The 14,267-nt window shown below is 41.9% G+C and carries 14 protein-coding genes and 1 tRNA gene; all 15 read left to right on the top strand.

Going from position 1 to position 14,267, the window contains the following annotated elements; genetic code table 11:
• The first annotated feature begins 267 nt into the window (after positions 1–267).
• The 15 genes from K7887_RS15950 (at position 268) to clpX (ending at position 14,224) form a co-directional block, all read left to right on the top strand.
• Positions 268–876, top strand: coding sequence for a succinate dehydrogenase cytochrome b558 subunit (locus K7887_RS15950; protein ID WP_223490495.1), 609 nt, complete (start codon positions 268–270; stop codon positions 874–876).
• 28 nt (positions 877–904) lie between these two features.
• Entirely contained in the window at positions 905–2,665 is a 1,761-nt protein-coding gene (sdhA, locus tag K7887_RS15945; RefSeq protein ID WP_223490493.1) for a succinate dehydrogenase flavoprotein subunit, read from the top strand.
• Positions 2,662–3,429 (top strand): succinate dehydrogenase iron-sulfur subunit, encoded by a 768-nt coding sequence (sdhB, locus tag K7887_RS15940; protein ID WP_223490492.1) that lies wholly within the window; start codon positions 2,662–2,664, stop codon positions 3,427–3,429. Before sdhA ends, sdhB begins: the two co-directional genes overlap by 4 nt.
• Before the next feature lie 432 nt (positions 3,430–3,861).
• Positions 3,862–4,326 carry an acyl-CoA thioesterase gene (locus tag K7887_RS15935; RefSeq protein ID WP_223490490.1) on the top strand — a complete coding sequence of 155 codons (465 nt, stop codon included), beginning with the start codon at positions 3,862–3,864 and terminating at the stop codon, positions 4,324–4,326.
• Between the two features lie 117 nt (positions 4,327–4,443).
• The gene (gene gerE, locus K7887_RS15930) at positions 4,444–4,668 is read left to right on the top strand and encodes a spore germination transcription factor GerE (RefSeq protein WP_047972062.1); all 225 of its coding nucleotides are present in this window, start codon (positions 4,444–4,446) and stop codon (positions 4,666–4,668) included.
• Positions 4,669–4,883: 215 nt separating this feature from the next.
• Positions 4,884–5,339 carry a MarR family winged helix-turn-helix transcriptional regulator gene (locus K7887_RS15925; protein ID WP_063560031.1) on the top strand — a complete coding sequence of 152 codons (456 nt, stop codon included), beginning with the start codon at positions 4,884–4,886 and terminating at the stop codon, positions 5,337–5,339.
• Positions 5,340–5,348: 9 nt separating this feature from the next.
• Positions 5,349–6,158, top strand: coding sequence for a glutamate racemase (gene racE, locus K7887_RS15920; RefSeq protein WP_223490488.1), 810 nt, complete (start codon positions 5,349–5,351; stop codon positions 6,156–6,158).
• A 142-nt stretch (positions 6,159–6,300) separates the two neighbouring features.
• The gene (locus tag K7887_RS15915; RefSeq protein ID WP_223490485.1) at positions 6,301–7,392 is read left to right on the top strand and encodes a GerMN domain-containing protein; all 1,092 of its coding nucleotides are present in this window, start codon (positions 6,301–6,303) and stop codon (positions 7,390–7,392) included.
• A 95-nt stretch (positions 7,393–7,487) separates the two neighbouring features.
• Positions 7,488–8,249: a ribonuclease PH gene (rph, locus tag K7887_RS15910; RefSeq protein WP_223490483.1), complete on the top strand. Its 762-nt coding sequence runs from the start codon at positions 7,488–7,490 to the stop codon at positions 8,247–8,249.
• A 1-nt stretch (position 8,250) separates the two neighbouring features.
• Positions 8,251–8,853, top strand: a complete 603-nt coding sequence (locus K7887_RS15905) for an XTP/dITP diphosphatase (RefSeq protein WP_223490481.1) — start codon at positions 8,251–8,253, stop codon at positions 8,851–8,853.
• 10 nt (positions 8,854–8,863) lie between these two features.
• Positions 8,864–9,367: a metallophosphoesterase gene (locus K7887_RS15900; RefSeq protein WP_223490479.1), complete on the top strand. Its 504-nt coding sequence runs from the start codon at positions 8,864–8,866 to the stop codon at positions 9,365–9,367.
• 181 nt (positions 9,368–9,548) lie between these two features.
• Positions 9,549–9,625: transfer RNA gene (locus tag K7887_RS15895), tRNA-Arg, on the top strand.
• 501 nt (positions 9,626–10,126) lie between these two features.
• Complete coding sequence (locus tag K7887_RS15890; RefSeq protein WP_223490478.1) at positions 10,127–11,143, top strand: tetratricopeptide repeat protein; 1,017 nt, start codon at positions 10,127–10,129, stop codon at positions 11,141–11,143.
• 219 nt (positions 11,144–11,362) lie between these two features.
• On the top strand, positions 11,363–12,649 hold the full coding sequence (gene tig / locus K7887_RS15885; protein ID WP_223490477.1) for a trigger factor: 1,287 nt from the start codon (positions 11,363–11,365) through the stop codon (positions 12,647–12,649).
• Between the two features lie 306 nt (positions 12,650–12,955).
• Entirely contained in the window at positions 12,956–14,224 is a 1,269-nt protein-coding gene (gene clpX / locus K7887_RS15880; protein ID WP_148979770.1) for an ATP-dependent protease ATP-binding subunit ClpX, read from the top strand.
• Positions 14,225–14,267 lie beyond the last annotated feature (43 nt).

Genomic DNA, 14,267 nt, shown 5'->3' with positions numbered 1-14,267 from the left:
ATATTTTTATATTTTTCTGATAATTATCCGATGGTAAAAGTATTTTTAAAAGTGCAATTTTTGGTCGCGTTTTCTTGACGCTACACATATAGGGGAGTAAAATAAATATGTCACATATTTGTCGATAAATCTGTAAAGGCTTTCATTATATTGAAAGTTTAAAAAACGAGATGGAGAGTTCAATGATTTTTTACTATAATAGATAGTGAAAAGCAGAACTTACAAAACATCTAATCTATTTTCTTACTTGAAAAAGGGGGTTAAGTGATGGCAACTGAACGTGAATTTTTACTTCGTAGGCTCCACTCGTTACTAGGAGTCATTCCTGTTGGTCTTTTCTTGGTTCAGCATTTGGTTATCAACCACTTTGCGACAAAAGGGCCAGAATCATTCAACAAAGCGGCACATTTTATGGAAAGCTTGCCGTTCCGTTATGCACTAGAAATTTTTGTAATCTTTCTTCCAATCCTATTCCACGCTATCTATGGCTTATATATTGCTTTTACAGCAAAAAACAATGTAAGCAAGTATGGATTTGTTCGTAACTGGATGTTTATGCTTCAACGCTTTACAGGAATCGTTACATTAATTTTTATCGTATGGCATGTATGGGAAACGAGAATCGCAGCTGCACTAGGTGCGGACGTTAACTACAACATGATGGCAGACATCCTGTCCAGTCCGTTCATGTTCTGGTTCTACATTGTTGGGGTAATTGCAACAATCTTCCACTTTGCAAATGGACTTTGGTCTTTCTGTGTAAGCTGGGGAATTACAGTAACTCCTCGTTCTCAACTTATTGCAACCTACGTAACAATCGGGATTTTCTTTGCATTATCTTTCGTAGGGGTACGTGCAATTCTAGCATTCGTCTAAACAGCAACTATTAAGGAGTGAGTTACATATGAGTAAAAAAGTTATCGTGGTCGGCGGTGGACTTGCGGGATTGATGGCAACCATCAAAGTCGCTGAAGCCGGTGTACCAGTTGATCTATTTTCATTAGTACCAGTTAAACGTTCTCACTCAGTTTGTGCCCAGGGTGGAATTAACGGGGCAGTAAACACTAAAGGAGAAGGGGATTCTCCATGGGAACACTTTGACGATTCCGTATACGGGGGAGATTTCCTAGCGAATCAGCCTCCTGTAAAAGCTATGTGTGAAGCGGCACCAGGAATCATCCATCTATTGGACCGTATGGGAGTTATGTTCAACCGTACTCCTGAGGGATTACTAGACTTCCGTCGCTTTGGTGGAACACAGCATCACCGTACAGCATTTGCTGGAGCAACAACAGGTCAGCAGTTGTTATACGCACTAGACGAGCAAGTTCGCCGTCACGAAGTATCCGGTCTTGTAACAAAATATGAAGGCTGGGAATTCTTAGGTTCTGTTATCGATGAAGATGGCGTTTGCCGCGGAGTTGTCGCACAAAACCTTACAAGCATGGAGATCGTATCATTCCCTGCAGATGCTGTAATCATGGCAACTGGTGGACCTGGTATCATCTTCGGAAAATCAACAAACTCTGTTATCAACACAGGTTCTGCAGCATCGATCGTGTATCAGCAAGGTGCTTATTATGCGAACGGTGAGTTCATTCAGATTCACCCGACAGCAATTCCTGGAGATGACAAGCTTCGTCTAATGAGTGAGTCAGCTCGTGGAGAGGGCGGACGTGTTTGGACATATAAAGACGGTAAGCCTTGGTACTTCCTTGAGGAAAAATACCCAGCTTACGGTAACCTTGTACCACGTGACATCGCAACACGTGAAATCTTTGATGTGTGTGTTAACCAGAAGCTTGGTGTCAACGGTGAAAACATGGTATACCTGGATCTTTCTCATAAAGATCCGAAAGAATTGGATGTCAAACTTGGTGGTATCATTGAAATCTATGAAAAATTCATGGGTGATGATCCGCGTAAAGTACCAATGAAAATCTTCCCTGCTGTTCACTATTCCATGGGCGGAATCTGGGTCGATTATGACCAAATGACAAACATCCCTGGACTATTTGCTGCAGGTGAGTGTGATTATTCCCAGCATGGTGCAAACCGACTTGGAGCGAACTCCTTACTATCTGCAATCTACGGTGGTATGGTAGCTGGTCCAAAAGCGGTAGAATACATGAATGGATTAGAAAAATCCACAGATTCTCTTGGAACGTCTCTTTTCGATCGCTATGTAAAAGAAGAAGAAGCAAAGTGGAACAAGATCATGACAATGAACGGTACAGAGAATGCCTATGTGCTTCATAAAGAGCTTGGAGAGTGGATGACAGACAACGTAACAGTTGTTCGTTACAACGACAAGCTGAAGCAAACGGATGAGAAAATCCAAGAGCTTCTTGAGCGTTATGATAATATCAACATCCACGATACGGCAAAATGGAGCAACCAAGGTGCGGCGTTCACGCGTCAGCTGCAACATATGCTTCAGTTAGCCCGTGTTATCACAATCGGTGCATACAACCGTAATGAGAGCCGTGGAGCGCACTATAAACCGGACTTCCCAGAGCGTAATGACGAGGAATTCCTAAAAACTACAATGGCGAAATTCACAGGCCCTAAATCTGCACCAGAGTTCCATTACGAAGATGTAGACGTAAGCTTGATTCCGCCGCGTAAGCGTGACTACTCTAAGAAAAAAGGGGGTAAAGAATGATGGCTGAACAAACTAAAACTGTAACGTTTAAAGTGAAGCGTCAAGATGGTCCCGAGGGAACCCCTTACTATGAAACTTTTGAATTGGCATACCGCCCGAACATGAACGTAATCTCTGCACTAATGGAAGTTCGTCGTAACCCTGTCAATAAAGATGGAAAAGAGACAACTCCTGTAAACTGGGATATGAACTGTTTGGAGGAAGTGTGTGGTGCATGTTCAATGGTCATCAATGGCAAGCCGCGTCAATCCTGTACGGCGCTTGTCGACCAATTGGAGCAACCGATCGTTCTTGAACCAATGAGCACATTCCCTGTCGTTCGTGACCTTCAAGTCGATAGAAGCCGCATGTTCGATTCCTTGAAAAAGGTAAAAGCATGGATTCCAATCGATGGCACATACGATCTTGGACCTGGTCCACGTATGCCTGAGAAAAAACGACAATGGGCGTATGAGCTTTCCAAATGTATGACATGTGGTGTTTGCCTGGAAGCTTGCCCTAACGTAAACAGCAAGTCCGAGTTCATCGGTCCTGCACCACTTTCCCAAGTGCGTCTATTCAACGCGCATCCAACTGGGGAAATGAACAAATCCGAACGTCTTGAAGCAATCATGGGAGACGGAGGCCTTGCAAACTGCGGTAACTCACAGAACTGTGTGCAGTCTTGCCCGAAAGGTATCCCTCTTACAACATCTATCGCAGCACTTAACCGCGACACGACAGTTCAGATGTTCAGAAACTTCTTTGGTTCCGACCAAGGCTAATAAACAACCAACAGAACGCCTCTTACCTAAAAGGGGCGTTTTTTTACAAAAGCGCATGTTAGAAAATTCAGAATGATTTAAACCACCGTTGATTTCCGTTCCAGGCGCTTCGCTTTTCTGCGGGCGGTCCGGGAGCCTCCTCGGCAAGCCTGCGGGGTCTCCCCTGTCCCTTCCTCCCGCGGAAGTCTGCGCGCCTTCCACTACAATCAACTAGGTTGTTCCATTCAATTTCTATAATTACTAATGCAGTTCCCCCTGTTGACTGAAGTGCAAGGTGTGAGACTCCTGCGGGGGATAACGGTAGCTTGAGACCCCGCAGGCGAAGCCGAGGAGGCTCAAGCACCGTCCTCTGGATAAGCGAACACCTGGAACGAAAGGAAACAGGGAGTTATAACCAACATATAAATATACTCAATTAGGGAGGACTAGGTTATGAAAAAACCAGCTTATATAGAAGATTTGCAACAATGGATGAATGAGTTCTCATTCAGTCACGACGTGAGAGTGAGATTTTCCGAAACTGACATGTTCGGTCATTTAAATAACACAGTCCCATTCGTTTATTTTGAAGAAGCCAGAATCGAATTCTTCAAAAGCCTTGGCTTTATGCAAGACTGGACACAACAGGGAAGCAACACCATTCCAGTCGTTGCGGACCTGCAATGCGATTTCCTTCAGCAGGTTTATTTTGGAGAAGAACTTAATGTATGCGTGAAAGCACATCAAGTAGGAACATCTTCCGTTGATCTGCATTACCTAGGTAGAAAGGGGAATGGAGAGCCGTGTTTTGTCGGAAGAGGACGTATGGTACAACTCAACAAGCACACTGGAAAAGGGGAAGCTTGGAGTGAAGAACAACGAAATCTCTTTCTTTCCCGAGAAACATTGAAAAAATAATATAAAATACGTCTAAATACATGTAACTCCCGCCCTCCTTCTAACATATTATACCATGACTAAATATACACCCATCCGCTAGTTCAGCTCTGGCTAAGGCAAGGAGGGTTACAATTATTGAAGGAGAAAGAGTTTCAACCAAAGCCATTGCTTACCAAAAGAGAAAGAGAAGTATTTGAGCTGTTAGTTCAGGATAAGACGACCAAAGAGATTGCTGGTGAGTTGTTTATCAGTGAAAAGACAGTTCGGAACCACATTTCAAATGCTATGCAAAAGCTGGGAGTAAAGGGGCGTTCCCAAGCAGTTGTCGAGCTTCTTCGCATGGGAGAATTAGAGCTTTAACTTAAACTGCCGACTATCTTCTGACAAAACAGTTATGAGTGGTAGTCGGTTATTTACCTTTGAATAAACCCAAGTATTTCTATGTGGGCAAATATGTTTATAAGCCTTTACATCTTGCATTTTATATGAAAACATAAGAAAATAAACATACTAGACACAGACTACATGACATCTATGTTCAGATAAAAAGAAAAAGGGAAGAAAGAGGGTCGAGAATGACGAATCAGAATGAAGCAGTATTGCAGGATCCGCAGTTAGTAGCAGATATTGAGAAATCGTTAAGATACATAGCGACTTTAGTAAAACAAAAGGGTCGCGAAATTTTAAGCAATTACACCATTACTCCTCCGCAGTTTGTTGCGTTGCAATGGCTTCTTGAAGGTGGAGATATGACAATCGGTGAATTGTCCACAAAGATGTATTTAGCTTGCAGTACGACCACAGACCTTGTGGACCGTATGGAAAAGAATGAACTGGTTCAACGTGTGAAGGATCCTAACGACCGCCGTGTGGTTCGCATCCACCTTTTAGAAGAAGGAGAGCGTATCATTGCGGAAGTGGTGAAAAAACGTCAGGACTATTTGCAAAACATACTAAAGAACTATTCCAAAGATGAAATTTTCATGTTAGAAAAGTGTTTAGCACGATTACATCTAGAAATGAAAGAATGAGGGATTTAGTTGCAAAGACCAATTGGAGTTATTGATTCTGGCGTTGGCGGGTTGACCGTTGCGAAGGAAATTATGCGTCAGTTGCCGAAAGAGCGCATTATTTACTTAGGAGATACAGCGCGTTGCCCTTATGGACCACGGCCTGTTGATGAAGTTCGTCTATATACATGGGAGATGACAAGATATTTATTGACTCATGATATAAAAATGCTTGTTATCGCCTGTAACACAGCAACGGCTGTTGTATTGGAAGAGATACGGGAGCAGTTGGACATACCGGTAATAGGAGTGGTGGACCCTGGGGCCAGAACGGCCTTGAAGGTTACATCCAATTATCAGGTGGGTGTCATCGGAACTGTAGGGACGATAAACAGTGGTGCATATGCCAATGCCTTGAAATCCATTAACAATGAAGTAAAGGTAGAAAGCTTGGCATGTCCAAACTTCGTACCATTAGTGGAAAGCGGCGAATTTGAAGGAGAGCGTGCGAAAGAAATAGTGGAAGATACCCTTCACCTTTTTAAAGGATCGAAAATAGATACACTAATTCTTGGCTGCACGCATTATCCGCTTTTAACGACTACCATCCAGGCCGTAATGGGGGAAGGCATTCAACTGATCAGTTCTGGGGATGAAACGGCTCGAGAAGTAAGTACCATCCTCAACTTCAAAAAACTGTTAAATAAAAAACAGCGTACAGAAGACCATCAATTTTACACAACCGGTTCAAAAGAGCTTTTTGAAAAGATAGCAAGCAAGCTTTTTGAACAGCCTGTCGAGAATGTAAAGACGATTGTGTTGGATCCGATTGGGATATAAAGAACGATGAAAACAGGACGGAAGCTTTCCGGCCTGTTTTTTTTCGTTCATTTTTATGGGACAAAACTTTTTCCAAAGCTCGGTCTATTTTTTGGAATAGCTCGTATACATAGTAGTACAAACCGTCTTAGGAGGGAAACCTATGTCTCATAAAAAAGTGAAATTGACTGCTGCTGCCGTGCTTGCTTCTTCTGTATTATTATCTGGATGTGGATTATTTGGAGGTGACGAGCAGGCAGGAAAAGAAGAGGATATTCCGCAAGATGTTTCATATGTAGATGATGCCGCAAGTGAAACTGGTGCAGAGAGTGAGAATGAAACCGCAGGAGAAGAAACAGATGGAGAAGAGGCTGCAGTTTCAGAAAAAGTGCAAAGAGAATTATACTTAATTGATAGCAATGGATACGTTGTTTCGCAGACGTTGGAGCTTCCAAGAACAGATGAAGTGGCGAAACAGGCATTAGAATACTTAGTTGCCGGAGGTCCGGTTGATGAGTTGCTTCCGAACGGGTTTAGAGCTGTCTTACCGGCTGGAACGGCAGTGGACGTTAACCTTAAAGAGGACGGAACGATCGTAGCCGACTTTTCCAAAGAATTCACTAATTATGATAAAGCAGATGAAGAAAGAATTCTACAAGCCATCACTTGGACACTGACACAGTTTGAAAATGTGGAGAAAGTGCAAATCATGGTGAACGGCCATGAGCAAACAGTGATGCCGGTCAATCAAACGCCGATTGGTGATGGTGTGAGCAGAGCGAATGGAATCAATTTTAATACTGCTGAAGCGGTGGATCTAATGAGTTCTCGTGCTGTAACGTTGTACTTTATGGCAGAAAGCAGTAACGGAGACCCTTACTATGTTCCTGTTACCACACGTTTAAACTTGGAAGGGAAAGATAAGTTTTCCGCGATTGTAGATGCGCTGATCAATGGTCCATCCCATACTTCAGGTTTAACCAATGATTTGTCAAATGAAGTGGCACTCCTGGATGAACCGGTCCTGGCCGATGGAAATCTGGTATTGAATTTCAATGAGGCTATCCTTGGCTTAGAAGGAAGAATTGTATCGAAATCCATTGTTGATTCACTGGTTCTGACATTAACCGAACAAACAGGGGTTGAAAGCATTGCGATTACGGTTGATGGGGAAGGCGATTTGATGGCAACGGATGGAACAAACATTTCTGAGCCTGTCGCACGCCCTGAAAAAGTAAACACAGGCAGGTTTTAACGTCTGAAATTTGTTATACTAAGGGAAGAATGATTAGAAGAGGTGCTATGCTGCCTCTTCTTTATTTTTATTGGAGATAAAAGGAGCTTGTAAGTATGTCAAGAACAGATGGTAGAGAGCTTAATCAATTAAGGAAAATTGAAATTATTACAGACTACATCACTCATCCTGAAGGATCTGTTTTGATTTGTGTTGGAAACACGAAAGTAATCTGTTCCGCCACCATAGAAGACAGAGTGCCGCCATTTATGCGCGGTGGGGGAAAAGGGTGGATCACAGCAGAGTATTCCATGCTTCCGCGGGCAACCGAAAAAAGAACGATACGAGAGTCCACCAAGGGCAAGGTAACCGGGAGGACAATGGAAATTCAGCGGCTGATCGGCCGTGCTCTCCGTTCGGTTGTAGAGCTAGATAAAATAGGCGAAAAAACAATATGGATAGACTGTGATGTCATTCAGGCGGACGGGGGAACGAGAACCGCTTCCATCACCGGAGCCTTTGTGGCGATGGTCCTCGCTTTTCAAAAACTCGTCGAAGCAAAGAAGATAACAAGTCTCCCTGTTACGGACTTTTTAGCAGCAACATCCGTTGGCGTGATGGAAGATGGTCAACCATTGCTAGATTTAAACTACATAGAAGATTCCACTGCCCAAGTGGATATGAACGTCATCATGACCGGGTCGTTGGATCTGGTGGAATTGCAGGGTACTGGCGAAGAGGCAACTTTTACAAGAAAACAGCTTAATGAAATGTTGGACCTGGCTGAAGAAGGTATTTTACATTTGGTAGAGGAACAAAAGAAAGCGTTGGGAACATTGGCTGAGGGTATCATCGCTAGTAGAAAAGGAGAATATTAAGATGACGGAAATAATTATTGCGACGAATAACCCGGGAAAGGTAAAAGATTTTAAAGTAATTTTGGAACCAAAAGGATTCCATGTGAAATCTCTTGCTGACTTTCCTGAAATACCTGACGTGGAGGAAACAGGCACCACTTTTGAAGAAAATGCTTTGTTGAAGGCTGAAGCAGTGGCGGCACACCTTGGGAAGATCGTGCTTGCAGATGATTCTGGCCTGGAGGTAGATGCATTAAATGGTGAACCTGGTGTGTACTCTGCACGATATGCGGGTATGGAAAAGGATGATAGAAAAAATATTCAAAAGGTACTTGATGGATTAAAAGACGTTTCGGATGAAAAACGTACGGCACGGTTTGTATGTGTCCTTGCAGTAGTGGATCCTGAAGGAGAAAAGTTTACCGTTCGCGGGACATGTGAAGGAATCATCTCTCAAGAGCCAATAGGAGAGAATGGCTTCGGCTATGACCCTATTTTTTATGTAAAAGAGAAGCAGAGAACGATGGCCCAGCTATCCAAAGAGGAAAAAAGTGAAATCAGTCACAGAGGAAATGCCATCAGTCAGTTAACCAATCAGTGGGAGATGCTCTCCCGCAAAAACTAGGAGTGGAAGCATGAAAGTTTTAATTGTTAGTGACAATCACGGACAAGCAGAGGTACTGCGGCAAATAAAAGCCCGTCATCAAGGGGAAGTGGATTTATTCATCCATTGCGGGGATTCTGAACTTCCTTCATCAAGTGAAGAAATGAAAGGCTTTTATGGAGTAAGAGGAAACTGCGATTTTGACGATGATTATCCTCAACAATTAACCAAGGAAATTGGCAACCATCGACTTTTTGCTACACACGGTCACCTTTATCAGGTGAAATCTTCTTTACTGCCAATAAAATACGCTGCTGAAGAGGAAAATGCGAATATCGCGTGTTTCGGCCATTCACATATTGCAGGTGTGGAATATTTGGACGGGATCCTCTTCATCAACCCCGGCAGCATTGAACTTCCACGTATGACACGGAATAAAACGTATGCTATACTAGATGCAAAAGATGCCTGTTATTTTGTACACTACTATAATGAAAAGGGAGAAAAACTTTCTTCCCATACATTTGAGAAGTGATAGGAGAGAGGGATTACCCCTCTCTTTTATAGAAGAGACAAGTGAGTTAAAATTATTTGAGAAAAGTTTTTAAAAAGTGTTGACTTTAAATTCTATATCTCATATAATAAATCTTGTCGCTGATGATAATTAGTAAATATTTCTTATCAAAAGTAGCAAGCAATACATATTGAACAATAATGTCCCAGTAGCTCAGCTGGATAGAGCAACGCCCTTCTAAGGCGTGTGTCGGGGGTTCGAATCCCTCCTGGGACGCCATTTTACCTAATAAACACTATGTGCATTTTTATGAACACTTTTATGAAGAGTGTTGATGAAAATGATGGCATGGTGTTTTTTTGTTTCTAATAGACAAGATAACAGCAACCACACGTTGTTCGGTCGAATAGACCGCTTCTATTAGACAAAACAGCAGCGGCTAATCCTTGTTCGGTCGAATAGACCGCTTCTATTAGACAAAACAGCAGTGGTTAATCCCCGTTCGGTCGAATAGACCGCTTCTATTAGACAAAACAGCAGTGGTTAATCCCCGTTCGGTCGAATAGACCGCTTCTATTAGACAAAACAGCAGCGGTTAATCCCTGTTCGGTCGAATAGAACTGCTTCTATTAGACAAAACAGCAGCGATCACAAATAGTTCGGTCAAATAGACAATCTACAAAGTGTATCATCCCCCCCTATTACTTGTGCTCCCCTCCAAACACTGATAAACTTGTTTCAAATATTTCACAACAATAAAAATAGGACGGCTACCTACATATGAAAAAAGAGAAAAAGATAGTAGAGTTCCCCAATCTAAAACAAAGACTGCTGGAAAAAGCCATGCAGACCATGAAAGAAAAGAAGTTTTCCGAAGCGTTAGAGCTTTTTGAACAAGCTCGTGAAAATGAGTATGCCTATGCAGAAGTAGAGCTTGGCATGGTTGTTTGCTACATGGAACTTGGCCAGTTAACAGAGGCAAGAAATCGCTGCAAGAAAATGCTGCGCGAAGATATCGGCGATTATTTTCATGTGCTTCAGATATACATAACAATCCTTATCCAATTAAAGGAGTATGACGAAGTCAAAACGACCATTGAAGCTATCTTAGAAGAAGACAAGTTGCCGGCACAGTATGCGCAAAATTTCTATCAGCTTCTCGAGTTTGCTAGAAAGATGCTGCCTTCAGATGAGAATGCAGAACAGTTTGAACCTGAATATGGGCAGGCGACCGACGATATAGATGAGTTAAATATGCTTCATGACGGACCGATTCAAAAACAATATGAACTCATTCAATCGTTGAAGCACCGTAACATACGTCCGCTCATCCCTGATATTCAAAAGTACTTAGAGGATGAACGGAAGCATCCGGTCCTGAAAACCTTCTTGCTCCACATTCTTAAAGAACAAGGCTGGGACAAGGAAACAGAAGTGATTAAAATGGGACAGAGAATTACCATAGTTCCCACTGAATTAAACAGTGGCGAAGAGGATCCTTTCTTAAATAAAGTCATTTCTATACTAGAAGATACAGTGGAAAGTGATAATCCATCTCTTTTTGAAGGATTGAAAGAGATGCTCGTCCGAATACATACGGTTCAGTTTCCATTGCCATTCACACCGGATAAACCAGAAGTATGGGCTGCTGGGCTGCATAGTGCCGGGGTGGGATTGTTTGGTTTGGAAGCAAGCGATGAAGAAATTGCAGCGGAATATAATGTGTCAGCTCTGGAAGTAAAGTCGGTCACAAGGGAAATCAATAAGCTTGAAGATTTTTCATATTTACGATTATGAGGCTATGTGTTGAACTCATCTGGGATTATGTTATAATGTAAGGGTTGTAAACTGTATATACGAAATAGGTTCTTAGATTAACCTCTTGTAACAAGGGGTGTTTAAGACTGTGTACTTGCAGCAAAAATGTAGAAAACAACAACCACCATGTGTGGTTCATCAGATTAGATGGTGTGAAAATCATTATCTTTTTTGAAAATAGATGTTGGAGGGAAAATTATGTCTGCTAAATGGGAAAAGTTAGAAGGTAATCAAGGCGTATTAACAGTTGAAGTTGATGCGGAAACAGTTAATAAAGGTCTTGACGCAGCATTCAAAAAAGTAGTTACAAAAGTAAACGTGCCAGGTTTCCGTAAAGGGAAAATTCCTCGTGGAATGTTCGAACAACGTTTTGGTGTAGAATCTTTATATCAAGATGCTCTTGATATCATTCTTCCAACTGCATACTCTAACGCAGTTGTTGAAACTGGAATCGAGCCTGTTGATCAACCAGAAATCGACATCGAAACAATCGCTAAAAACGAAAAGCTTGTTTTCACTGCGAAAGTGATTGTTAAGCCTGAAGTTAAACTTGGCGAATACAAAGGGTTAGAAGTTGAGCGTCTAGACGCTAACGTTACTGACGAAGATGTAGAAGCTGACTTGAAAGGCCTTCAAGAGCGTCAAGCTGAGCTTGCAGTGAAAGAAGAAGGAACTGTAGAGAACGGCGATACTGTTGTTATGGATTTTGAAGGATTCGTTAACGGCGAAGCATTCGAAGGCGGAAAAGCAGAGAACTATTCTTTAGAAATCGGTTCTAACACTTTCATCCCAGGTTTCGAAGAGCAATTAGTAGGTCTTGCAGCTGGAGCGGAGAAAGAAGTAGAAGTTTCTTTCCCTGAAGAGTACCATGCTGAAGAGCTTGCTGGTAAGCCTGCAGTTTTTAAAGTAACTGTACACGAAATCAAAACAAAAGAACTTCCTGCACTTGACGATGAGTTCGCGAAAGATGTAGACGAAGAAGTTGAAACGCTTGAAGAGCTTAAAGCAAAAACAAAAGCTCGCCTAGAAGAAGCGAAGAAAACGGAAGCTGACAACCACCTACGCGACACGCTAGTGGACAAAGCTGCTGCTAACGCAGAAGTGGAAATTCCTGAAGCGATGGTGAAAACTGAAACTGACCGCATGGTTCGTGAATTCGAACAGCGCCTTCAAATGCAAGGCATGAACATGGAGCTTTACTTCCAGTTCTCCGGTCAAGATGAAGAAGCTCTTCGCACTCAAATGAAAGAAGATGCAGAAAAGCGTGTGAAAATGAACCTTACGCTTGAAGCGATCTCTAAAGCTGAAAACATCGAAGTAACAGATGAGGAAGCAAACGAAGAAATCGAAAAAATGGCTGGCATGTACAACATGTCTGTTGACCAAATCAAGCAAGCATTAGGTAGCTTGGAAGGTCTTAAAGAAGATTTGAAAATCAGAAAAGCAATTGATTTCCTTGTAGAAAATAGCAAAGATGTTGCATAATAGAGTATAAGAGACAAGGCGCGACTTGATCGTGCCTTGTTTTGTACCATTTTGACCTTTTTAAAAGTAAAGTTTTCCGCTTTTTCCATTCATCACTGTGTTAGTAAAATGAATTCATGGATACAATAGTACGGACCCATCTTCTAAAATATCCATACATAACCAAAGTATTATTATTAGAAATGTTAGGCAAAAATGTGGTAAAATGCAGTACATAACTATTTTTTAAAAGTGATGAGTTTTTCTCATTTTTTAGGAACCAGCCGATGGATGGGAAAAGAGAGAAATGATAAGGGGTGAAACAATTTGTTTAAATTTAATGACGAAAAAGGACAATTAAAGTGTTCTTTCTGTGGAAAGACACAAGATCAAGTTCGTAAACTTGTAGCAGGTCCAGGCGTATACATATGTGATGAATGTATTGAACTTTGTACGGAAATCGTAGAAGAAGAGTTGGGTACAGAGGAAGAAGTAGAATTTAAAGACGTTCCAAAACCAAAAGAAATTCGCGATATTTTAGACGAATATGTTATTGGTCAGGAGTCGGCGAAGAAATCTTTATCTGTAGCCGTTTATAACCACTATAAGCGTATTAATTCCAACAGTAAGATTGATGATGTAGAGCTTGCCAAGAGTAATATTGCCATGATCGGACCAACTGGTAGCGGTAAAACTCTTCTTGCTCAAACACTTGCAAGAATTCTGAATGTACCATTTGCCATTGCAGATGCGACTTCCTTAACAGAAGCTGGTTATGTTGGGGAAGACGTGGAAAACATTCTGTTAAAACTGATTCAAGCTGCTGATTATGATGTGGAGAAAGCTGAAAAAGGAATCATCTACATCGATGAAATTGATAAAGTAGCGCGTAAATCTGAAAATCCATCCATCACTCGCGATGTATCCGGTGAAGGTGTACAGCAAGCACTATTGAAAATTCTTGAAGGTACAGTTGCAAGCGTTCCTCCTCAAGGTGGACGTAAGCATCCGCATCAAGAATTCATCCAAATCGATACGACGAACATCCTATTTATTTGCGGGGGAGCATTTGACGGAATCGAGCAAATCATCAAACGCCGTCTAGGTAAGAAAGTTATCGGTTTCGGTACTGCTGAAACGAAAGCGGATGATCTAGAGCAAAAAGAATTGCTTGGCAAAGTATTGCCGGAAGATTTACTTCGTTTCGGTTTGATTCCGGAATTCATCGGACGTCTTCCTGTTACAGCAAGCTTAATGCCGCTTGATGAAGATGCGCTAATTGAAATCCTTACAAAGCCTAAGAATGCACTTGTGAAGCAATATCAAAAAATGCTTGATCTTGATAATGTGGAACTGGAGTTTGAAGAGGGTGCATTATCTGAGATTGCGAAAAAAGCAATCGAAAGAAAAACTGGTGCGCGTGGATTGAGATCTATCATTGAAGGAATCATGCTAGATGTGATGTATGAGCTTCCTTCTCGTGAAGATATCAAGAAGTGTGTGATTACAGCTGAAACGGTTGCTGACAATGTGGCGCCGAAGTTAATTTTAGATGATGGGTCTGAGTTGAAACAAGACGAAAAGACTTCTGCATAATGATAAAAGAGCACTTTCCTTTGGGAGAGTGCTCTTTATTATT

Origin of the sequence: Sutcliffiella horikoshii (assembly GCF_019931755.1) — a bacterium.
GTDB lineage: Bacteria > Bacillota > Bacilli > Bacillales > Bacillaceae_I > Sutcliffiella_A > Sutcliffiella_A horikoshii_E.
Note: the sequence above shows the minus strand (reverse complement) of the source record. Positions and strands in the feature narration are given on the sequence as shown.

Coding starts and splice junctions, on each gene's coding strand:
- K7887_RS15900 (WP_223490479.1), top strand. CDS start 8,864: ATGAAAGTTTTAATTGTTAGTGACAATCACGGACAAGCAGAGGTACTG.
- rph (WP_223490483.1), top strand. CDS start 7,488: ATGTCAAGAACAGATGGTAGAGAGCTTAATCAATTAAGGAAAATTGAA.
- K7887_RS15950 (WP_223490495.1), top strand. CDS start 268: ATGGCAACTGAACGTGAATTTTTACTTCGTAGGCTCCACTCGTTACTA.
- K7887_RS15915 (WP_223490485.1), top strand. CDS start 6,301: ATGTCTCATAAAAAAGTGAAATTGACTGCTGCTGCCGTGCTTGCTTCT.
- sdhB (WP_223490492.1), top strand. CDS start 2,662: ATGATGGCTGAACAAACTAAAACTGTAACGTTTAAAGTGAAGCGTCAA.
- K7887_RS15890 (WP_223490478.1), top strand. CDS start 10,127: ATGAAAAAAGAGAAAAAGATAGTAGAGTTCCCCAATCTAAAACAAAGA.
- K7887_RS15925 (WP_063560031.1), top strand. CDS start 4,884: ATGACGAATCAGAATGAAGCAGTATTGCAGGATCCGCAGTTAGTAGCA.
- tig (WP_223490477.1), top strand. CDS start 11,363: ATGTCTGCTAAATGGGAAAAGTTAGAAGGTAATCAAGGCGTATTAACA.
- sdhA (WP_223490493.1), top strand. CDS start 905: ATGAGTAAAAAAGTTATCGTGGTCGGCGGTGGACTTGCGGGATTGATG.
- K7887_RS15935 (WP_223490490.1), top strand. CDS start 3,862: ATGAAAAAACCAGCTTATATAGAAGATTTGCAACAATGGATGAATGAG.
- K7887_RS15905 (WP_223490481.1), top strand. CDS start 8,251: ATGACGGAAATAATTATTGCGACGAATAACCCGGGAAAGGTAAAAGAT.